This is a genomic window from Streptomyces sp. NPDC004111, assembly GCF_042874215.1.
Lineage (GTDB): Bacteria > Actinomycetota > Actinomycetes > Streptomycetales > Streptomycetaceae > Streptomyces.
Map to the genome: position 1 here is coordinate 1 of NZ_JBIAMU010000021.1, position 19,517 is coordinate 19,517.

General features: G+C 73.1%; 17 protein-coding genes and 1 pseudogene. 7 read left to right on the forward strand and 11 right to left on the reverse strand.

Annotated elements, in window-relative coordinates; all coding sequences use genetic code 11:
- Positions 1–145: 145 nt before the first annotated feature.
- Positions 146–382, reverse strand: a complete 237-nt coding sequence (locus ACFYVL_RS33950; RefSeq protein WP_389251828.1) for a hypothetical protein — start codon at positions 380–382, stop codon at positions 146–148.
- Between the two features lie 259 nt (positions 383–641).
- Between ACFYVL_RS33950 and ACFYVL_RS33955 the strand changes: the two genes are divergently transcribed.
- The gene (locus ACFYVL_RS33955; RefSeq protein ID WP_389251830.1) at positions 642–1,259 is read left to right on the forward strand and encodes a CAP family protein; all 618 of its coding nucleotides are present in this window, start codon (positions 642–644) and stop codon (positions 1,257–1,259) included.
- Positions 1,260–1,339: 80 nt separating this feature from the next.
- Here the strand turns inward: ACFYVL_RS33955 and ACFYVL_RS33960 are convergent, their stop codons facing one another.
- The 4 genes from ACFYVL_RS33960 to ACFYVL_RS33975 form a co-directional block, all read right to left on the reverse strand.
- Entirely contained in the window at positions 1,340–2,209 is an 870-nt protein-coding gene (locus ACFYVL_RS33960) for a dimethylarginine dimethylaminohydrolase family protein (RefSeq protein ID WP_389251832.1), read from the reverse strand.
- A gap of 379 nt (positions 2,210–2,588) precedes the next feature.
- Entirely contained in the window at positions 2,589–3,302 is a 714-nt protein-coding gene (locus ACFYVL_RS33965) for a hypothetical protein (protein WP_389251834.1), read from the reverse strand.
- 65 nt (positions 3,303–3,367) lie between these two features.
- Complete coding sequence (locus ACFYVL_RS33970; RefSeq protein ID WP_389251836.1) at positions 3,368–4,105, reverse strand: hypothetical protein; 738 nt, start codon at positions 4,103–4,105, stop codon at positions 3,368–3,370.
- A 260-nt stretch (positions 4,106–4,365) separates the two neighbouring features.
- A complete protein-coding gene (locus ACFYVL_RS33975) occupies positions 4,366–4,965 on the reverse strand; it encodes a TetR/AcrR family transcriptional regulator (RefSeq protein ID WP_389251838.1) in 600 nt (199 codons plus the stop codon).
- A 69-nt stretch (positions 4,966–5,034) separates the two neighbouring features.
- Here ACFYVL_RS33975 and ACFYVL_RS33980 point away from each other — a divergent pair, with 69 nt between their 5' ends.
- Positions 5,035–5,928: an NADP-dependent oxidoreductase gene (locus ACFYVL_RS33980; RefSeq protein ID WP_389251840.1), complete on the forward strand. Its 894-nt coding sequence runs from the start codon at positions 5,035–5,037 to the stop codon at positions 5,926–5,928.
- Positions 5,929–6,260: 332 nt separating this feature from the next.
- Positions 6,261–7,421, forward strand: coding sequence for an FAD-dependent oxidoreductase (locus ACFYVL_RS33985; RefSeq protein WP_389251842.1), 1,161 nt, complete (start codon positions 6,261–6,263; stop codon positions 7,419–7,421).
- An 18-nt stretch (positions 7,422–7,439) separates the two neighbouring features.
- Here the strand turns inward: ACFYVL_RS33985 and ACFYVL_RS33990 are convergent.
- Both ACFYVL_RS33990 and ACFYVL_RS33995 read right to left on the reverse strand, forming a co-directional pair.
- Positions 7,440–7,787: pseudogene (locus tag ACFYVL_RS33990) on the reverse strand (darcynin family protein); the annotation flags it as partial.
- Between the two features lie 175 nt (positions 7,788–7,962).
- Positions 7,963–8,880: an NAD(P)H-binding protein gene (locus ACFYVL_RS33995; RefSeq protein ID WP_389251844.1), complete on the reverse strand. Its 918-nt coding sequence runs from the start codon at positions 8,878–8,880 to the stop codon at positions 7,963–7,965.
- A gap of 114 nt (positions 8,881–8,994) precedes the next feature.
- Between ACFYVL_RS33995 and ACFYVL_RS34000 the strand changes: the two genes are divergently transcribed.
- Complete coding sequence (locus ACFYVL_RS34000; RefSeq protein WP_389251846.1) at positions 8,995–9,930, forward strand: LysR family transcriptional regulator; 936 nt, start codon at positions 8,995–8,997, stop codon at positions 9,928–9,930.
- Positions 9,931–10,061: 131 nt separating this feature from the next.
- Here the strand turns inward: ACFYVL_RS34000 and ACFYVL_RS34005 are convergent, their stop codons facing one another.
- Positions 10,062–11,606, reverse strand: coding sequence for a glycosyl hydrolase family 18 protein (locus ACFYVL_RS34005; protein WP_389251848.1), 1,545 nt, complete (start codon positions 11,604–11,606; stop codon positions 10,062–10,064).
- A gap of 323 nt (positions 11,607–11,929) precedes the next feature.
- Between ACFYVL_RS34005 and ACFYVL_RS34010 the strand changes: the two genes are divergently transcribed.
- Entirely contained in the window at positions 11,930–12,175 is a 246-nt protein-coding gene (locus ACFYVL_RS34010) for a WhiB family transcriptional regulator (RefSeq protein ID WP_389251850.1), read from the forward strand.
- A 198-nt stretch (positions 12,176–12,373) separates the two neighbouring features.
- On the forward strand, positions 12,374–13,414 hold the full coding sequence (locus tag ACFYVL_RS34015) for a LacI family DNA-binding transcriptional regulator (RefSeq protein ID WP_389251852.1): 1,041 nt from the start codon (positions 12,374–12,376) through the stop codon (positions 13,412–13,414).
- 58 nt (positions 13,415–13,472) lie between these two features.
- Here ACFYVL_RS34015 and ACFYVL_RS34020 read toward each other — a convergent pair whose 3' ends face one another.
- Entirely contained in the window at positions 13,473–16,235 is a 2,763-nt protein-coding gene (locus ACFYVL_RS34020; protein ID WP_389251854.1) for a glycosyl hydrolase, read from the reverse strand.
- Between the two features lie 319 nt (positions 16,236–16,554).
- Between ACFYVL_RS34020 and ACFYVL_RS34025 the strand changes: the two genes are divergently transcribed.
- Positions 16,555–16,842, forward strand: a complete 288-nt coding sequence (locus ACFYVL_RS34025; RefSeq protein WP_389251856.1) for a hypothetical protein — start codon at positions 16,555–16,557, stop codon at positions 16,840–16,842.
- 127 nt (positions 16,843–16,969) lie between these two features.
- Here ACFYVL_RS34025 and ACFYVL_RS34030 read toward each other — a convergent pair whose 3' ends face one another.
- Complete coding sequence (locus ACFYVL_RS34030) at positions 16,970–17,821, reverse strand: GAF domain-containing protein (protein ID WP_389251858.1); 852 nt, start codon at positions 17,819–17,821, stop codon at positions 16,970–16,972.
- Positions 17,822–18,042: 221 nt separating this feature from the next.
- The gene (locus tag ACFYVL_RS34035) at positions 18,043–19,008 is read right to left on the reverse strand and encodes a choice-of-anchor P family protein (protein WP_389251860.1); all 966 of its coding nucleotides are present in this window, start codon (positions 19,006–19,008) and stop codon (positions 18,043–18,045) included.
- Positions 19,009–19,517: the final 509 nt, after the last annotated feature.

Sequence of the window (19,517 nt, forward strand, 5' to 3'; positions counted from 1 at the left end):
GCGCCCGGGGCCGCCCGGGCGGGGGGCGGGGGGGGGGCCCGCCCCCGCCCCCCCGCGGGGCGCCGCCCCCGCGCGGCGGCGGGGGGGGGGGGGGGGGCCCCCCCCGCCCCCCCCCCCCCCCCCCCGGCAGGGCAGTGGGCCGGGCTCAGTGACTGTGGTTCAGCACGTTTCCGTTGACGCAGTGGTTGACCGTGTCGCCCACCCAGGCCCCGCCGACGGGGACCACGGCGAGTTCCTGGAGGCACACGGCGGCGGCGGTGAAGTTCCAGTTGTTGGCCGCGTTGACACCGGGACCGAAGTTGGAGTCGTCGTCGGCGTGCGCGGGAGAGGCGAGGGCGAGGCTCGCGAGGGCGAGCACGGCAGCAGTGGTGATCTTCTTCATGCCGGGGACAACGACCTTCCCGCCACGGGGACATGCACGTTCACCCCACTGCCCGGCACGGGCCGGTGCGCGCCGACGGGCCGCCCGTGGCCACCGCCCGGCTCCGGTCGAACACGTGCCGGGCTTCCGGGGTGCCGGGTGGGGCGAACGGGTGAACGTGTGAGGCGCGGCGGGCGGCGGCACGGGTGCGGCCGGGCTCTTTGGTTAGGTCGGCCGGGTGGCCGTACGGCCGCAGAGGGCACAGCTACGAGGAGATCACATGGGTCGGCTCACCACGGGCGTTCTTGCGGGCGCGGCGGCGGTGCTCGCCGTGGCCGCCGCCGTGCAGCCCGTACAGGCGTCGCAGGTGTCACGTACCGCCGGGGCGGCGCAGGAGCGCCCTCCGCTGCCCGACACCACGGACGCGGCGTTCAACGACGAGTGCCTCGCGGTGCACAACTCCTACCGCGCCCGGCACGGTGCCCGGCCGCTGGTCCTGGACCGGGCGGCCGTCGCGCACGCCGTGCGCCGCGCGCAGCTCGCCTCCACCAGGGACGGGCTCGACCTGCCGCCGGGGTCCGAGGACTTCGGGGAGAACCGCTACTGGGCGCCCTCCTACGAGGAAATGCCGCGCTCCTGCGAGGAGGCAGTCCGGTACTGGTACAAGACCCGGTTCTCCGGCGGCTACGACTGGAACAAGCCCGGCTTCTCGCCCCGGACCGGCAGCTTCACCCAGCTCGTGTGGAAGTCCAGCAGCACGCTGGGCTGCGGTCGTGCGGCGGGACGTCCGGTCGGCGCGGAGTCGTACCAGACGTACATCATCTGCAGCTACGGTCCGCCGGGCAACGTCGTCGGCGGCTTCCGGGAGAACGTGGGCGCGCCGGTCGGCGAGGGGTAGGGCACGGGAGAAGCGGCGGGCGGGGCGGGGCGGACCGACGTGCCGCCCCGCCGTGGCCCGGTTGCCGGGCAGGCCCCCGGTCAGGGGGCAGGGACGCGCCGGACCGGGTGGTGGGAGCAGCGGAAACCGCCGGCGAAGGGCGTCACGGCGTCGTAGTCCCGGGTGTGGACGGTGACCCCGTGCCGGGTGAGTTCCTCGGCGAGCCCGGTCATCCGGCTGTCGACGACCACCTCTCCCGGGCCGAGCACCAGCATGTTCGCACCGAGCAGCTCCAGCGCGTCGTCGAGGGAGACCTCGATCAGGTCCCAGTCGGCCAGGAGCGGCGGGATGCCGTCGACGAACTGTTCGCGGGCGACGACGGCGAGCCCCTCGCGCACCGCCGACAGACCGTCGTCGAGGTGGAGCACCCGGGGGTGCAGCCGGACGGGGTGCACCCGGTGGGACCGTTCGAGGTACCGTCCCAGCCACCGGGCCCCCGCGAGGTCCGAGGCGAAACCGCCCTCGCCGACGCCCACCAGGATGTCGGAGCCGAAGAGCAGGACGTCGCCCCCTTCGAGGAAGGGGCCGGGGGCGCGGGCGATGTCCTGGTGCGGAACGGGGAGGCCCGGCGGCACCGCCACGTGCCGGGCGCCGCGGGCCACCAGGTCGCCGATCAGCGGGCGCAGGCCGTAGCGCTCCTTGACCCGGTAGGGCGCACGCATGGCGGATTCGACGACGTGGTCGCCGATGACGAGGATCGGGTCGCGCACGAACTGCTGCAAGGTGAAGGACGACAGCTCGCTGTGCACCGCCCGCTCGGTGTCGCTCAGCTGCCGGGGGCGGTGCACGGTGATTCCGCGCGCTTCGAGGAATGCGGCCAGCGCGTCCATTTGCTCGGCACAGCGCGCGAACCCCTCCGGGTCGCCGTCCGACCAGAGTTTTCCGGCCAGTTGCGGCATGCGTTCGCGCATTGCGGCGGGTGCGAACCTGAGGGATTCCTGAAGCTTTTCCGGCTGCTCGGGAAACCGGAAATCCGCGGTGATCCCGACAACCACTTCGTCCAGCCGATCCCATTCCCGGGCCACGTGTACCTGACTGCCCTGCATGGCTTTCCCTTTCCTCCTTGCTGCGCCGGCCCTTTGCGCGTCGGCCGGCCGGTGGCGGCGGAATTCGCGCGGCGGACAATGCGGCGAGCAGAGCGGGGTGCAATGCGGTCGCACCGCGAATCGCGGATTCAAGGGTCACCATAAGCAATTCCGTGCGCCGGAGCGCACGGCACGGCGGACGGCCTCGGTGATCGTCGCGGGGCTCGCCGGGCGCGGACGTCCCGGCCCCTCCGGTGCCGCGCGGTCAGGTCATGGGCAGCAGCTTGAACACGCCGTCGGTGCCGTCGCGCCCGGGGGTTCCGTCCGCGCCGCGGTTGCCGATCGTCCCGTTGTCGCCGTTGTCCCCGTTGTTGTGTGCGGAGCCCAGCCAGTTCGTACCGCCGCTGCTGCCTCCGCTGCCGCCCTGGCCGGGCCGGCCGCGCTCGCCGCCCTCGCCGCGGGGGCCGCCGCCGCCGTGCTGCCATGCGGCGGTGGTCACGGCGAGGTTGTAGTTCTTGTAGTAGACGATGATCAGGCCACCGTTCCCGCCGTCACCGCCGCGTCCGCCGTTCCCGCCGTCGCCGCCGTTCCCGCCCCGGCCGCCGCGGGCCGCGTCCTCGCAGCCGCTGCCGTCGCCGCCCTTGCCACCCTTGCCGCCCGTACCGCCGTGGCCTCCGCTGCCGCCACGTCCGCCGTTCCCGCCGCGGCCGTCGAAGGCGACACCGCCCTCGAAGGTGGAGATGGTCAGCACCAGCGTCCGGCCCGGTTTGCCCGGACCTCCCGGCTCGCCGTGGCGGCCGTCCCCGCCGGGGAGTCCGGCCTGCCCGTCCGTGGGCCGGCCGTCCGGCATGACGAACCATCCGCAGTCCGCCTCCCGGCCGTTGGCCGACTCGGGCATGTCCGCCCCCGCGTCCCCGTCCTTGCCCGCCGAGCCGTCGGCGCCGGTGAGGTCCCAGGTGGTACCGATGTTGTCTGGCATGTCGTCCTCGTTCGGTAACGCCGTTGCCGCCGCCGGGAGTTCCGGCCGGGCGGCCGAACACTTCGTCAGACGGGCAGGCGCGGGAGTTCGCGCAGCCGGTCCAGGTTCAGCTCCAGCCGGTCCCCGACGACCTGGTGCACGTACTCGGGGATGCTGCCCTGCACGGTGCCCGTCGCGTCCACCGACAGGTGCTGGCTCTCCTGGCGGATCCGCGACCTGCGATAGCAGAGCAGGTTCCCGATCAGCAGATGCGGCACGTTCGCGGCGATGGTGAGCGTCGCGCCGACACCGACCACGATGTCCGGGACGACCTTGGGCATGATGACGGCGGTTCCGGCGCGCAGGAACCGCGGCACCTCCACCGTCACCTCCGTACGCACCGCAGCGGCCGGGACCTGTGCTTCCGCGATGTCCGCCGCCCCGGCCGCGTGACGCCCGCACCCGCACCGGCACGAGGGGGAGTCGTCCTGCCGCCACGTCACCGTCGGCGGCACCGGCTGCCGCGGGTCCAGCGAGGCCAGCACTTGGCGCAGGAAGAGCGGGGTGTGTCCGCCGATCCGGCCGTCCTGGTCCAACTCGTCGACCCGCACCCACCGTTCGTCCCGCTGCACCGGCTCGAACGCCGCCGGGTCCGACAGCCGTACGGCGCCCGGCCCTTCGGTGAACCCGCACGCGGCGAGCAGTGCCGCCGTCGTGACGGGCCGCAGCAGCACGGTTCCCGCCTGCGGGTCGTCACCGCTGAGCGTCACTTCCTGGTCGTCCTCGACCAGCAACGCCATCCCCTGCTCACCGTGCAGCCACATGCCGCCACCCCCGAACACCGATCACCCGTACCCGATACCGGCCGTCCGCACCGGACCCCCCACCAGCATCCCGCTTCGGCGAAGGCCGCACATACGACAATCCGCGCATCTCCCGGCCCTCTCGCGCCAGCCAGTCCCGCGGCTCTTGACGTACACGCGGCGGTTGCGGCGCATCCGGGAGGCGTGCCGGCGTCTCCTGCGATGCGCGTTCACGGCCGACCGGAGGGACCCGGTCCGGGCCGACGCCCCGTGCCTGCGCTCTAGGCGGGCGTGGCCGTGTCGGGTACGCGTTGGGCGGCGTCCCAGGCCGCCTCGATCATGCGGAAGATCTCGTCCACCGCGGCCAGCGGCTCCGGTTCCTCGCGGGCCAGCGCATAGGAGTCGATCACGAACCGGGCGATCGTCCGGCAGGTCGTCGGGGTCAGGGGCGGGCCGGGAGCGGCGGCGATGGCCGTGGCCAGCGAATCCGTGTGACGCAGCATCATCGAGTCCTCGTACCGCCGCAGGGCGGGCGACTCGTCGATCATCTGCCGGACCGGAGCGGCGTCGTCCCCCGTGCAGTGCCGCACCAGGGCCCGGACCTCGTGCCGCAGTGCGGGGACGAGGGGTTCGTGCGGTGCGCGGCCCTCGACCGCCCGGACGAGGCGGTGCTCGAAGTCCTGGTCCTGCTCGAAGATCAGGGCCTCCTTCGAGGCGAAGTGCGAGAACAGCGTGGTGACGGCCACGTCCGCCTCGGCGGCCACGTCACGGATGCCCACCGCGTCGTACCCGCGCTCCAGGAAGAGCCGCAGGGCCGCGTCGGCGATCTTCTGGCGGGTCGCGGCCTTCTTGCGCTCACGGCGTCCGATGGGTTCGGTCATGGACTCAAGCTAGCAAATACGAATCCGTATCCGTTCCAAAAAACTAACCGTTAGTGTTACGGTCGGCGCATGAAGAGAGTGAGCTTCGCCGCGTACGGCGGCCCCGACGTCCTGCACCTCACCGAGGCCGAGGAGCCCCACGCGGGACCGGGCCGCATACGTGTCGCCGTGCGCGCGGCCGGCGTGAACCCCGTGGACTGGCGGATCCGCGAGGGCCAGTTCCGTACGACCCGGCCGGTCGAACTGCCCAGCGGCATCGGGCAGGACGCCTCGGGCGTGGTCGACGAGGTCGGCCCGGACGTCACCGGGGTCGCGGTCGGCGACCGGGTGTTCGGGCGGGGCACGAACACCTACGCCGAATTCGCCGTACTCGCGGCATGGGCCCCGATGCCCCCGGGGCTGTCCTTCGAGGAGGCGGCCGGATACCCCTCCGTGGTGGAGACCGCGCTGCGCATCGTGGGCGAGAGCGGTGTGCGGCCCGGCCAGACGCTGCTGGTCAGCGGGGCGTCCGGGGGAGTCGGGTCGGCGGTGCTGCAGATCGCCCGCGACCGCGGCATCGCGGTGATCGGCACGGCCGGGGCCGCGAACCAGGACTATCTGCGCGGCCTGGGAGCCGTCGCCACCACGTACGGCGAGGGCTGGGCCGAGCGGGTGCGGCGGATCGGCCGGGTCGACGCGGCCCTCGACCTGGCCGGCGCGGGCGTACTGGGCGAACTCGTCGAACTCACCGGGGATCCGGGGCGCGTCGTGACCATCGCCGACCTCACCGCCCCGCAGTTCGGCGTCCGGTTCTCCGGTGTGACCGGGGACGTCCCCCGGGCGCTCGCCGAGGCCTCCGACCTGCTCGCCCGGGGCAGGCTCCACATCCCGGTCGAGCGGTCGTACGCGCTCGCCGAGGCCGCGTCCGCCCACATCGACAGCCGGGCCGGTCACACGCGCGGGCGCCGGGTGATCGTCGTCTGACCCGGGCGGGGGGGGGGCGGGGGGGCCCGGGGGGCGGCGGGGGGGGGGCGCCTGGGGCCCCCCCCCCCCCGCCCCCCAGCCCCCCCACCACCCCCCCCGCGGGCGCCCCCCGGCGGGCGGGGGGGGGGGGGGGGGGCGGGCCCGGGGGGGGGCGGCCGCGGGGGGGGGGGCGGGGCCCCCCCCCCCCGCCCCCCCCCCCCCCCCCGCCCGGTCCGCCCGCTCCCCCTGTGCGCGGTCCGGGCGGCCCACCGTCCGGCCGGGCCGCCGACGTCCCGTGAAAGAGCCCGCAGGAGCCGGATTCCGTCCGGCCCCGCTCGGACACAAGGAGACCCATGCAAACCCCGGTAACGATCATCGGTGCCGGACTCGGAGGCCTCGTACTGGCCCGGGTCCTGCACCTCCACGGCATCGCGGCCACGGTCTACGAGGCGGAGGCGTCCCCCACCGCCCGCGCCCAGGGCGGCATGCTCGACATCCATGAGCGCAACGGCCAACTGGCTCTGGAAGCTGCTGACTTGACGGACGAGTTCCGTCCCCTGGTACTGCCGGGCCGCCAGGCGACACGGCTCCTCTCCCGGGACGGGACCGTCCTGTACGAGAAGGACGACGACGGCACCGGTACGAGCCCCGAGGTGCAGCGCGGCGAACTCCGGCGGATGCTGCGGGAGTCGCTGCTCGCCGGCACCGTCCGATGGGGGCACAAGGTCACCGGCGTCCGGGCTCTGGGGGGCGGCGGGGACAACAGGGGCGGCGGAGGCGGGATCGGGGACGGCCGGTACCAGGTGAGCTTCGCCAACGGCCGCACCGAGGTCACCGGTCTGCTGGTCGGCGCGGACGGTGCGTGGTCGCGGGTGCGGCCGTTGCTCTCGCGCACCGTGCCCCGGTACGTCGGCCGGTCCGTCGTCGAGACCGTCCTGGACGACGCCGACCTCCGGCATCCGGCCACGGCGAGGGCGGTCGGCGCCGGAACCCTCGTGGCGCTCGACCCGGCGGTCAGCGGCAAGTGGTTCGTGGCGCACCGGGAGCGGGGCGGGGTGCTGCGCAACTACGCCACGCTGACACACCCACAGGAGTGGTTCGAGGCGCAGGACTTCAGCGACGGCGCCGCGGTCGGCGCGCGGATCGCGGCGGAGTTCGCGGACTGGGCGCCGGAACTGACCGCGCTCCTCACGGCCGGCCGGGCCGCTCCGGTGCTGCGCCCGCTGTACGTGCTCCCGGCGGAGCACCGCTGGGAGCGGGTGCCGGGAGTGACCCTCGTCGGCGACGCCGCGCACCTCTCGACCCCCAACGGCGAGGGCGCCAATGTGGCCATGCTCGACGGCGCCGAACTCGGCAGGGCCGTCGCGGCCCACCCCGACGACATCGAGAAAGCCCTCGCCACGTACGAGCGAGGGCTGTTCCCGCGCGGTGTCGAGGCGGCAGCGGCTGCCGCCCACAACCCGACGTCGCGTCAAGTGATCGACTTCTTCACCGGTGCCGGGCGGACCGACTGAGCCGTCCGCCCGGCACCGTCACGTGGCGAGAGTGGCCACCGGCTCCAGCCCGTACGTACGGGCGTAGCCGTTCTCGGTGCCCACCAGCAGGTCCACGACGTCGAAGTAGCGGTCCCAGAAGGGGGTTTCGCGCAGTGCGTCGATCAGCAGCCGGTAGGCCTCGTGGTCGTCCGCCTCCCAGACCCAGACGTCGGTGACCCGCGCCGAGTAGAACTCCGTGTCGTAGAAGCGCGAGCGGACGCCGCGGGTGCGGGCCTCGATCACCGGGACGACCTGGGTGGTGAAGGCCTCGACGCGCTCGGCGACGGTCAGCGCCAGCCACTCGGGCGTGGTCTTGACCAGCATGAACGCGGTCACCGGTGGTTCCGTGCGGTGGGTTTGGGCCTGGGCCTGGGCCTGGGCTTGGGCTTGGGCTTGGTCCCGGGCCTGGGCTTGGGCCTCGGCTTCGGCCTGGGCCGACCCGGTCCGGTGCGCGGGCAGCGGACCGGTGTGCTCGGAGTGGGGCGGCTCGGCGCGGCCGGTGGGTGCCGGTCCTGTGCGGTCAGCGGGCATCGGCTGCCTCCGGTGCGGTGCGGACGGCGGGCCCGAGGGTCTGCGCGCACCACTGCGCGAAACCGGTGGCCGGCCGCGACCCCGGCGAGCGCTCCACACCCGAGTCCAGGCCCTCGTCCTTGGCGCGCTTCATGTCGACCATGGCCTCCACGAACTCCGCGTGGAGGCCGTGGCCGAGCATGGCCGACCGCAGTTCGTCGAGCGGTTGGCGTACGTAGCGGACGGGGCGGCCCAGTTCCTCGGTCATGATGCGGGCCAGGTCGTTCGGCGACAGGTCCTGCGGGCCGAGCACCGGCACGCTGCCGACACCGGTCCAGGAACGGTCCAGCAGCAGGTCCGCCGCGGTGGCGGCGATGTCGGCGACGGCCGCCATGGGGGCCTTGCGGTCCGGGTCCGCGGTGTCGGTGAAGACACCGTGCTCGCGGATCGAGTCGGCCTCCTCCAGCAGGTTCTCGAAGAAGGACGGGTTGGCCAGGGCCCGGTAGGCGACGCCGGAGCCCGCGATCAGGTCGTCCATGGCGAGGGAGGCGGTGACCAGCCCCGCCCGGCCGGCCTGCGGGGTGCCGCGGCCGAGCGCCGAGACGCCGACGACACGGCCGACGCCGTGGGCGGCGAACGCCCGCACGGCCGGGCGGGAGAAGCCGCTGTACGCCTCCTCGGGAGTGCGCCGCGCGTCCGGCGGAACCAGCCAGAACACCGCGTCGGCCCCGGCGAACGCGCGCTCGACGGTAGCGGCGTCGCCGTGCGAGCCGGTCACCACCTCGACCCGCCCGCGCACGGACTCGGGCAGCCGGGCCGGATCACGGACCACCACCCGCACCTCCTCTCCGTGCGCGGGCGCGTCCTCGACCAGCAGCGACAGCAGCCGGCTGCCGATGTTCCCGGTGGGGGCAGTAATGACGATCATGAAAACCTCGCGGTCTCTCTTGGATCAGTACGCCTCCTCATCGTGCGGAGCCGACCGGCATTGCCACAATGGGAACTTCAGCAACCAATCATTGCCAGAAACGGAATTGTGCCGGTGAGCAGCTCTTCTCCGAACCTCGACGCGAATCTGGCGGTCGCCCTGGACGCCCTGCTGGCCGAGCAGAGCGTCACCCGCGCCGCCGCGCGTCTGCGCACCTCGCCCGCGGCGATGAGCCGCACCCTGGCCCGGCTGCGCCGGGTGCTCCAGGACCCGCTGCTGGTGCGGGCGGGACAGGCGATGGTTCCCACGCCCCGCGCCGAGGAACTGCGGGACGAGGCCGCGGCGGTGGTGCGCCGGCTGGAGTCGCTGCTCACCCCGAGCAGCGGCATCGACCCCGCCGCGCTGCGGCGCACGTTCACCGTCCAGGCCGCGGACCTGGTCGGCGCCGCGCTGGCGCCCGGCCTGCTCGCACTGGCCCGCCGCCAGGCCCCCGGCGTCTCGCTGCGGGTGCTGGCCGAGGAGTGGGAGGCGGGCCCGGCGCTGCGCGAGGGGCGGATCGAGCTGGAGATCGGGGCCATCGACCACGTCGACCCGGAGACCCGGGTGGAGGAGCTGGTCACCCTGCGGATGGCGGCCGGGGTCAGGGCCGGGCACCCGCTCGCCGAAGGCCCCCTGACCGCGGCGGGACTGGCCGCGGCCGAGCACGTGGTGGTCAGCCGCCGGGGACGCTTCGCGGGACCCTTGGACGAGGCCCTGGCCGAGCGGGGACTCAGCCGTCGGGTCAGTGCCGTCCTGCCCGGACATCTGGCGGCGATGGCACTGGCGGCGGCCGGTGACGTGGTCTGTCTGGTGCCGACCGCGCTGCCCGGAGAGCCGCCTTCGCCGCTCACCGACGCGGCGCACGGGCTGGGACTGCGCCTGCTGGAGATTCCGTTGCAGCTGCCACCGGTGACGATCGGCATGGCCTGGCACCCCCGGCACACCGCGGACGGAGCCCATCACTGGCTGCGCGGTGCGGTGCGCCGGGTGCTCGGACCGGCTCGCGAATGAACTGCCCTACCGGGACGGGGCGTTGAGTCGCTCGGGCGCCGGGGAGGCGTTGGTGCGTTCGTACGGCGGGGAGGCGTTGCTGAGCCCGTGGGCGGGGGAGGCGTTGCTCAGCCCGTGCGCCGGGGAGCCGCTCAGCAGGCGCCGAGGTCCTGCCACACGCCCCACTCGCCCGTGGTGCCGGGCTCCTCGCCGGTGGTCCACCACTTGGCCTTCCAGTTGTGGCCCTTGTGCGAGACCTGCTGGCCGCCGGTGTAGACGGTCGCCTTCGCCCACGGGGCGGCCGTGCACTGGGGGACACCCCCGGTGACGGTCAGGACGTACGGCGTGGAGTGCAGCGCCGACGGGCTCGCGCCGGTGATGTTCAGGGTGTAGGTGCCCGAGACGGTGGCCGCGGTGGTGTTCACGGTCAGCGTCGAGGACCCGCCCGCGGTCACCGAGGCGGGGCTGAGGGTGGCGGTGACCCCCGAGGGGGCGCCGCTGACGCTCAGGTTCACCGTCTTGGCCTGGCCGGCAGTCACCTGGGTCTTCACCGTCGAGGTGGTCGAACCGCCGGCCGCCACCAACCCGTTGGCGGGCGTCGCGGTCACCGAGAAGTCGTCGGTGGGGGCGGTCGATCCGCTGGTGAAGGGCGCGAAGATGCGGGTGAAGTCCCAGGTGTTCTGCGGGATTCCGGAGCAGTTGTCGGCGGCGGGGCCGCCGGGGCAGCCGCCGTTGTCGCGTTGCAGCGCCCAGAAGGAGAGGGTGTTGATGCCCTTGGCGACGGCCCAGTTGTAGACCTGGGTGGCGTTGGCCAGGGTGAAGGTCTCGGCCGGTCCGAAGTCGTCGACGCCCGGCATCTCGGTGACGCCGATCATTCCCCAGAGCTGGGCGGGGGTCTTGGCGGGGTAGAGCTTGGCGAGCTGGTTGTACAGGCCCTGCGCTGCGGTCTCGGTGTCCTTGGCCATGTCGTGCGCGGCGTTGTCGTAGTAGTCGAACGTCATGAGGTTCGCGACGTCGACTCGGGCGCCGTTGGTCACCGCGTTCTTCAGGACGGCGAGTCCGCTCGCCGCGAGGCCCTTGGTCGTGGTGGGGAGCGTGTACGAGAACTCGACCTTGCGCCCGTTCGCGGCGGCCCAGTCCTGGACGATCTTGATGGCCTTGTTGCGTCTGTCGATGCCGGCCGCGTTGTCGAGGGAGTCGACCTCGATGTCCATGTCGAGGCGGGGGACGTCGTAGGTGGTGATGACCTTCTCGTACACCGCCGCGATCTGGTTGACGTCGGTGCAGCTGTCGGCGATCTCGGTGCCGGTGGTGTCCGCGGTGTACCCGCCGAAGGAGGGGATGACGTCGCCGCCGGCCGCCTGGATGGCCTTGATGTCGTTGCCGAAGGAGGACGCGGCGATCGGCGTCGAGCTGTTGCCGTTCCAGTACGGGGTGCAGGACCCGGCCGTAGCGGTCTGGATGAACGCCATGGTCAGGTGCTTGGCACCGGACTGGGCGGACAGCGCGGCCGGGCTCTCGCCGGTCCAGGACTCGAAGTACGGGGCGAACACGCGGGCGGGCAGCGGAGTGGCGGCGGCCTGGGCGGTGGCACCGGTGCCGGCCGCGGCGGCCGGTGCGGTGGCGGTGAGGCCGGCTGCGGCGAGCGTGAGGGCGGCGGCGGTGAGGAGGGCGCGGACGGGGCGCATGCTTCTCATGTCAGTCCAAGGAGTGGGGGACGACTGCCGTCTCCCTGTGGTGCGGCGGCAGTGAGAAGGGAATAGCCCCGCCGTCATGAGCGCGTCAATGGCCTGGACCAATCCCGGACTAGACCAATTTTCGCGAAGGACGCCCGCTCGCTGCGGGGTTGAACGGCGGGTGGACTGGACCACTCGACCCGGTTTTGCCTGCCCATGACCGGCTGCCCGCCGGCCCGGCACCGCACCGCCCGCAGCGTGTGCCGGCCCGGTTTGCGATCCGCCCCGCTGGTCACTCGGCCCCTGGCAGAGGCAGTTGGGAACGCGGGAACAAGAGGGCGGTCATGGAGAGGTGGAGGCAGGACGCGGCATGCACGGAGGTGGACCCCGAGCTGTTCTTCCCGGTGAGCGGCCTGGGCCCCGGCGCCGTACAGACACAGCGCGCCAAGGAGGTGTGCGGCCGGTGCCGGGTGCGCCGCCAATGCCTGCGGTGGGCCCTGGAGATCGGGCGGCCGGCCGGCGTGTGGGGCGGCACGAGCGAGCAGGAGCGCGCGGCCATCCGGCGCCGCCGCCGGACGCAGCGCCCCTGAGTCCGGCCTGCCATCGAGCCCGCCGGACGCGGCGCCCCTGAGCCCGGCCGGCCCGCGAGCCCGCCGGACTCCGCCGGAACCCGAAGTGCCGCCGATCCGGCCGCATTAGGCTGGGTGCGGCCCCGTGACGTGCTCACGGAGGCGACCACACCCACCCGCACCGCGGGAAACGTCCCGCGTCGACGAGGAGGGCCCGCAGTGCCCGACGGTATCCCCGGCCCCCGGCCCACCCTGGAAGCGGTCGCGGCGCGCGCGGGGGTCTCGCGCGCGACGGTGTCCCGGGTCGTCAACGGCGGGGCGGGCGTGCGCGGTCCGATGGCGGACAAGGTCCGCCGGGCGGTCGAGGAACTCGGGTACGTGCCCAACCACGCGGCCCGCACCCTGGTGACCCGCCGGACCGGCGCGGTGGCCGTCGTCATCGCCGAGCCGGAGACCCGGATCTTCTCCGACCCCTTCTTCTCCCGGCAGATCCGCGGCATCAGCAGGGAACTCACCGCCCGGGACTACCAGTTGGTGCTCCTGCTGATGGACGGGCCCGAGGACGCCGAGCGGATCGCCCGGTACCTGTCGGGCGGGCACGTGGACGGGGTCCTCGCGTTCTCGCTGCACACGGACGACCCGCTGCCCGAGATCACCCGCAGGGCCGGCATCCCCGCCGTCTACGGCGGCCGTCCGCACACCCCCGCCCGGCCGCCCGGACAGCCGGTGCTGTTCGTGGACGCGGACAACCGGGGCGGTGCGCAGACCGCCGTACGGCACCTGCTGGCCCTGGGGCGGACGCGGATCGCGCACATCTCCGGGCCGGCCGACCAGACGTCCGCGGTGGACCGCCTCCTCGGCTACCGGGACGTCCTGCCCGCCGCCGACCCGGACCTCCTGGAGCGGGGCGACTTCACACCGGAGAGCGGGGCGCGCGCGATGGCCCGGCTGCTGGAGCGCGGGCCGGGGCCGGACGCGGTGTTCGCCGCCAACGACCTGATGGCCTCGGGCGCGCTGCGGGTGCTGCGGGAGCGGGGCATCGAGGTGCCGGGGCGGATCGCGGTCGTCGGGTTCGACGACACGGTCCCGGTGGCCGAGGCGACGGTGCCTCCGCTGACCACGGTGAACCAGGACGTCGAGGGCCAGGGCCGGACGATGGCCCGGCTGCTGCTGCGGGCGCTGGCCCGGGGCGGCGCGGACGGCGGGGCGCCCGAGTCCGTGGTCACACCGACGGTGCTGGTGCGCAGGGCCTCCGCCTGACGGCAGGGACCCGGCGCACCGCGCCGGGGGCCCGCAGCAGCGGGCCCCCGGGCGTCTCTCAGCCGTACGGAATGGTCAGCACCGCACCCGCGGTGCCGGTCTGCACCTGGGAGGTGGCGTTGCCGAGCGCGTTCCAGATCTCCAGCCGCACCGTGCCGCCTACGAGGTCGCCCGCGGTGCCGGTGGTGGAGCGGACGCCTGTCGCCTGCGTGTACTCCTCCCACCCCTGGACGGGGTCGGTCGCGAAGTAGCGGAAGGTCTCCGTACGGTCGAAGGTGCCGTCCCCCGTCAGGTCGTAACTGACCCTCACCTGCGGGGCGAGCCCGACCGACGTTCCCGCGTCCACCCGCAACCGGAACGCGGTGGCCGCCCCTGCGGTCAGCTTGCCCGTCACCTTCGCGACCTGGTACGAGGTCGGCCGGTACGGGGTGCCGTCCCGGTTCACGCCGTCCGCCGAGGCGAGGGTGTCGGTGCCCGGCGCGTCGCTCTGGACCGTGGTGAGCACACCGCCGGACTTCAGCCGGAAGGTGTTGCCGGTTGACGGCCCCGGCTCCTCGGGGCCGCCCGTGCCGGGCCCGGTGGCCGTGGCCGTCGAGCGGGGCGGCACGGACAGCGTGCGGCCGTCGGAGAAGGTGACCGTCCGGGCGGTCGTGCCGTGGTTGTGGGCGGTGTAGGTGCGGGTGCCGTTCTTGCTGAAGACGGCGGAGGTGGGGAGGTCGCCGCTGACCGACATGTCGGGGGCGCCGACGGCGTCGAGGGTGCGCAGCCAGTGGTAGGTGTGTGCCTTCGACTCGCCCTGCTCCGGGGTGTAGTTGCCGCCCGAGGCGTTCCACTTGGCGTACGCCGAGGCCGGATCGGCCAGTGACTCGAACTCCCAGAGCAGATCGCGCCATTCGACGGCCGGGCCGCCGTTCTCCCGCTCCATCTCGGCGATGTTGCGCTTGATGGCCGCCTGTTCACGGGCCAGATGCAGGGAACCCCCGGTCACCGGGAGCACGTTGATGCCGTGGATCTCCTCCGGGTTTGCGGTCCACCAGGTGGAGTACGCGCCGCCGCTGCCCCACACCATGCCGACCGTGTCGTGGCCGAAGGACGCCGGGAACACCTGCTGGGAGGCGTCGAACCAGTACTGCGTGATCGCCTCGGACTCCGTCGTCAGCAGGTAACTGCCCAGATCCCGAAGGGAGTTGTCACCGGTTGCCGAGCCCCACAGGACGAGCGCCGCGCTCAGGTTGACCGACTCGGACGAGGACTCCTGGTTGTTCCCGGCCGCGAAGCCCTGGTGCCCGGAGGCCCAGCTGTGGCCCGCGTAGACGTCGAAGCCGCGCAGGAACGGGTAGGCGGTGTCGGTGCGGCTGGGGTTGGCGGTGTCGCGCACCAGCTGCTTGACCATGGCGCCCCACGCGGAGTCGGCCGCCCAGGCGGGGTCGTACTGGGCGACGATGGCCGCCGCGTAGACGTAGTAGCCGTAGTGGAAGTGATGGTCGTTCAGCTCGGTGTCGCTGCCGTAGGAGGCGGGATAGCCGGTGAGGGTCTTCCAGTCGCGGTCGTAGCTGAACTCGCTCGCCCCGCCGGCCGTGAACCACTCCTGGAGCCGCCCCTTCAGCAGCCCCACCAGTTTGTCCCGCACCGCCGTCTGGCCGATCTGGTCGGCCACGGGGGCGAGCTGGGCGAGACGGCCGAGCGCCTTGCCGGTCCAGTAGGTGTCGCTCGCGCCGGAGAACGGGTCGGCCGCGTTGGCGACCTCGTTCAGATAGCCGGTGAGCCGGGCCCGGTCGACGCTGTCGGAGGCGGGCAGCGCGGGCAGCACACCGCTGTTGCGCTGACTGGTGGTGAAGGAGGCCGACTCGCGCACCTTCATCGTGCCGCGCGGCGAGACGTAGGTGTACGGGGTGAGCGGGTCGCCGGTGTGCAGCCACTGGTGGCGGTACAGGGCCTGGAGGGTGCCGCGCTCGCTGCCCTCCTTGGCCTCCGTGGTCAGGGTGTACGTCGCCTTGACCGACCCGCCCGAGGACTGCCAGCCCACCTTCGAGCCGGTGACGAAGCTGAACGCGTACTTCCGGTAGGTCGCCAGGGCGTCGGTGCTGGGCAGGACCGCGAGCGAGAAGTAGTCCTTCGCGCCGAGCCCGGCGGTGATCGTGGAACCGGAGACGTTCCAGTCGCTGCCGGTCGGGGCGAAGAGGGCGTAGTGGTGCCCGGCGACGGTGATCCCCAGGACGTTGCCGTCGTCGGCGAAGACCGTGGGCGCCGACGCGGTGACCACCCGGGCGTCGCCGCCCGAACCCTTCGCGTACACGAACGGCATGCCGTGGCCGATGGTGGCGCGGAAGGTGCGCGTGCCGTCCGCCCAGTACGGGGTGACCGTCCAGTCGGACCAGTCGTCGGCCTTGGCGTCGGGGGAGTTGAGGCCACTGAGGCCCACGGTGAGGTCGGCCTTGTGGGCGAACTCGTACTGCCGTCCGTCGCCGACGATCGCGGGCTGGGTCGGGTAGCCGACCTCCAGACCGGACGCCTTGGCCTGGTAGGTGAGCGGGTGGCCGTACATCGGCGTGGAGTACGGGTTGTCGTCGTAGCGCTGGTACGCGAGCGAGGACCACCAGTCGTTGGTGGGCACCGGCCGGTCCTTGGCCGCCGCGGTCAGCTTCGGAGTGACGGCACGTCCGGTGTTGGTGGTGGGGCCGGAGGTGCCGGCCGGGCGGGCGTCGCTGTAACTGCCCGCACCGGCGGGGACGGTGGCGGCGAAGGCCGGGGCAGGTCCTGCGGCGCTGAGGGCGAGGGCCAGCAGGGTGACCGCCGCGCATCTGGAGAGGGAGGGTTGCATGAGCAGCACCTCGATCGTGGGGGAGGGGGAGAGCAGTGGTTGAGAGCGCTCTCAAGTGCTGAGGAACGTAGAACTCATGAAACCTGGGTGTCAAGAGACCGCGCAGGAAGGGGAGTTGGGAAGCGGGGCGCGCTCCGGCCGCCGGATGTCCCCGCCCTGCCGACGACCTGCGTGTTCCCGTCGGCAGGCCCCGCGCGGGTACCGCACATATGACCGCACTGGGCGAAACGGGTGTCGTGCGACTTTCCAAGGCGCGGAAGCGTTGCAGGATGCGTTCTTGTTCAGCTCTTCACCTTCACAGGCGTTCTCCGGAGGCTCCATGTCCCGCACCCGAATCACCCTCGCCGCGCTGCTGCTGGCCGCGGCCGGCGCCGTCTCGGTGGCCTCACCGGCCCTCGCGGCCGTCCACTGCCCCAAGCCCGGCACCGTGGTGATGTCGGACGAGTCCTACGTACGTTTCCTGATGGCGGACCCGGAGGAGCAGCAGCTCATCCTGACCAACCCGGAGTACGCCAAGGCCTGGACCGGCTGCCTGCCGCCCGACCGGGTCGAGCCCAACATGTGGGGTCCGGGCTACGTCTGCCTGCCGGAAGGTGCCGTGCAGTAGCCACCGCGGGGGACCGGGGCACTCCGGCGCCACGGAACGCCGTTCCCGGCCCGAAGCCCCGGGGCCGTGCCGCACTTCGCCGTCCGACGTGGCGCGCGGTGCGGCACGGCCCCCGCCGCTCCGCCCCTCAACGGTGCTGGGCGGCCCGCGCCAGCGCCGTCAGTGCGCGGCGCTCCTCGGCCGTCCAGCTCCGTGCCTGCGGGCGGTGCACGGACACCACGCCGATCAGAGTGCCGTCCGGGGCGGTGATCGGCACCGAGACCACCGAGCCGACCCCCGCCTCCTCCAGCACCTCCAGCGCCGGGTTGCCGAGGAAGAGCGGAGAGGCCGCCACCTCGTCGACGAGCACCGGGCTGCGGTCCTGCGCGGCTGCTCCGCAGGCGCTCTCGCGGTCGGCGACGGACTCGAAGAAGCTCAGGAACGGGTGGTGGAAGCCCCGTTGGGACACGATGCGCAGCACCCCGTCGTCGGGTTCGTACAACTGGGCGTTGCCCATCGGCGCCCCGGTGATCCCGAACGCCGCGGACAGTGCCGCCGACACCGAGGACAGCCGCAGCCGACGCTCGTGCGCCGACAGCGGCGCGCTCGTCACCTCCTCGGCGATCCTCAGGCCGCCCGTCTCCCCGCACAGTTGGAGCGGACGGAGCACCGCGCTGTGGGCCCGCGCCACCGTCAGGTCACCGCCCGCGGCCATGGCCCGTACCCGGGCGTCGATCAGCAGGCCGACCCCCTCGGTCCCGCAGAACGTCACCCGGCTCAGGTCCAGTACGGTGCGGCCGGCCGGTCGGTCCACGGCCCGGTGCAGCTCACGGGCCAGCACCGGCACCGAGGCGACGTCCAGCTCACCGGCCACCCGGATGGTGACCTGGGCGTCCACTCCGGCGACGCCGGTCCGCCCCACCCACAGAGTTCCCGAGGTCAGGTTCCACCGGGCGTACTCGCGCTCGGATCCGCCCCTGAGCCCGCACTCCTCGACCATGAGCAGTCACGCTAACGCCAAAGCCGCTCATATTTCGGGCACTTCGTCAGGACGGTCCGCGACAGCATCATTTCGGTCAGGAATGGACGCGTGTCACTCCGCGCGGCCCGGCCGTGGCGGCGTGCGCACAGCACCCCACCGGCCCGGGGCCGCCGCCCCGTCCGCACGCCTCAACTCGCGCAGACGGTCCGACGGGCCCCGGGCCGGTGGGCGCCTTCGGGTCAGTGACCCTTGCCGTGCTCCGGCGGGATCCGGAACGTGATGTTCACGTGGTTGCCGTTGATCCTCACCGGCCCCGTGCACGGCCGGGCCGGCATGCTGTGGCCGTCCCGTACTCCGATCACGCACAGGCGGTACACACCGGGCGACAGCTTCGCCAGGGTGCACCGGCCGAGCCGGTTGGTGGTGCAGGTGGGGGCGTCCGGTTTCGCGCTCTTCAGCTGGTGGACGACGCCCTCGACCCGCATGCCCGTGTCGTCGACCGCGGTGCCGGTGATCGAGCCGGCGGCGGGCGCGGGGGCGGGAGCCTGCGCGGTACCGGCCTTGCAGGTGGCCGAGGCGACGGTCAGCGAACCCTTGACCGCCACCGGTGCCAGGGTCAGGCGCAGCGCGTTGACCGTCAGGGAGCCGTCCCGGTTCCTGATCTGCTCGTTCAGCACGGCCTGGCCCAGCCCGGCGGGCAGGGTCACTTTGGTGTTCGGCGCGGGGGCGGCGGGCAGCGCGAGGTCGGGCAGCGGGCCGGGAGTCTTCACGCTCGCGCCCACGAGCGAGACGGTCCCGGTGGGTGCGGCGCCCGGCCGTGCGTCGCACTTCGCGGTCACCACCTGGGTGGCGAGCTGGGCGGCGGTGAGGTCGAGGGCGGCGCTCGCGATCCTCGCCGTCGAAGTGGTCGTCCCCTTGGCGGCGTTGCCCGACGAGGAACTGGCGACCCCGGTCACCTTGCCGATGTTGCCGACGGTCAGTTCGGCGACCGAGCTTTGGGCCGGGCCGGACGGATAGGCGGAGAGGGCCGCCTTCCCGATGCTGACCGGGCCGAGCGTGGCTGTCAGTCCGTACGCCGAGCTCGCACCCCAAACGGGAGCGGCCGAGGCGGCGTTGGCCGTGCCCGTCGACACCGCGACCAAGGTCGCGGCAATCGCGGCGCCTACGGCGGTGCGACCCGCCATGCCCATCTTGACTGAGGCCATCGTCTTCCTTCCTGGTACTGCGGGAAGTTGCCGGGCGGAGCCATGTGCGCTCCGCCCTGAACTAGCGGCAAACACCCGCATATCGGGCAGGGCGCCCGATCTCGGCAACTACTACCCCCGGGGCAACTGCGCCGTAATGCCAGGCAAGTTATTCGCGGGCCGATTCCGTCGAGTGGCCGAGGAGCGGGCGGGAGCGGGTGCCGACTCGCGACGGCGGGTGTATGTCCGCTGCGCGCTCCCGCCGTTCGCACACCTGTCACCCATGGACGGCATGCCGTTGTGGCCAAGTGCCGCAGTGATCAACTGTGTTGCGCGGTGCGGGACCCGTATTCGACCGTGCGTTCCCCGGGCCCTGTCATCCGCATATTCCGAAGGCATTCCGGCTGGCCAGGGCCGGGTGATGGATGCCTTCGCGCGGGTTTGCCGGCACCGACCCCGCAGGTGCCATTTCGTGTTAAAGGTGCAAATTGCCCCTAGGGTGGCTGTGGCAGGACCGCTCCCCGACGAGG

What these genes read in the sequence shown, in the direction of transcription:
- ACFYVL_RS33995 (WP_389251844.1), bottom strand. Translation starts at nt 8,880, where the DNA reads ATGATCGTCATTACTGCCCCCACCGGGAACATCGGCAGCCGGCTGCTG.
- ACFYVL_RS34005 (WP_389251848.1), bottom strand. Translation starts at nt 11,606, where the DNA reads ATGAGAAGCATGCGCCCCGTCCGCGCCCTCCTCACCGCCGCCGCCCTC.
- ACFYVL_RS33980 (WP_389251840.1), top strand. Translation starts at nt 5,035, where the DNA reads ATGAAGAGAGTGAGCTTCGCCGCGTACGGCGGCCCCGACGTCCTGCAC.
- ACFYVL_RS34035 (WP_389251860.1), bottom strand. Translation starts at nt 19,008, where the DNA reads ATGGCCTCAGTCAAGATGGGCATGGCGGGTCGCACCGCCGTAGGCGCC.
- ACFYVL_RS33985 (WP_389251842.1), top strand. Translation starts at nt 6,261, where the DNA reads ATGCAAACCCCGGTAACGATCATCGGTGCCGGACTCGGAGGCCTCGTA.
- ACFYVL_RS33970 (WP_389251836.1), bottom strand. Translation starts at nt 4,105, where the DNA reads ATGTGGCTGCACGGTGAGCAGGGGATGGCGTTGCTGGTCGAGGACGAC.
- ACFYVL_RS33965 (WP_389251834.1), bottom strand. Translation starts at nt 3,302, where the DNA reads ATGCCAGACAACATCGGTACCACCTGGGACCTCACCGGCGCCGACGGC.
- ACFYVL_RS34010 (WP_389251850.1), top strand. Translation starts at nt 11,930, where the DNA reads ATGGAGAGGTGGAGGCAGGACGCGGCATGCACGGAGGTGGACCCCGAG.
- ACFYVL_RS33950 (WP_389251828.1), bottom strand. Translation starts at nt 382, where the DNA reads ATGAAGAAGATCACCACTGCTGCCGTGCTCGCCCTCGCGAGCCTCGCC.
- ACFYVL_RS33975 (WP_389251838.1), bottom strand. Translation starts at nt 4,965, where the DNA reads ATGACCGAACCCATCGGACGCCGTGAGCGCAAGAAGGCCGCGACCCGC.
- ACFYVL_RS33955 (WP_389251830.1), top strand. Translation starts at nt 642, where the DNA reads ATGGGTCGGCTCACCACGGGCGTTCTTGCGGGCGCGGCGGCGGTGCTC.
- ACFYVL_RS34020 (WP_389251854.1), bottom strand. Translation starts at nt 16,235, where the DNA reads ATGCAACCCTCCCTCTCCAGATGCGCGGCGGTCACCCTGCTGGCCCTC.
- ACFYVL_RS33960 (WP_389251832.1), bottom strand. Translation starts at nt 2,209, where the DNA reads ATGCGCGAACGCATGCCGCAACTGGCCGGAAAACTCTGGTCGGACGGC.
- ACFYVL_RS34025 (WP_389251856.1), top strand. Translation starts at nt 16,555, where the DNA reads ATGTCCCGCACCCGAATCACCCTCGCCGCGCTGCTGCTGGCCGCGGCC.
- ACFYVL_RS34030 (WP_389251858.1), bottom strand. Translation starts at nt 17,821, where the DNA reads ATGGTCGAGGAGTGCGGGCTCAGGGGCGGATCCGAGCGCGAGTACGCC.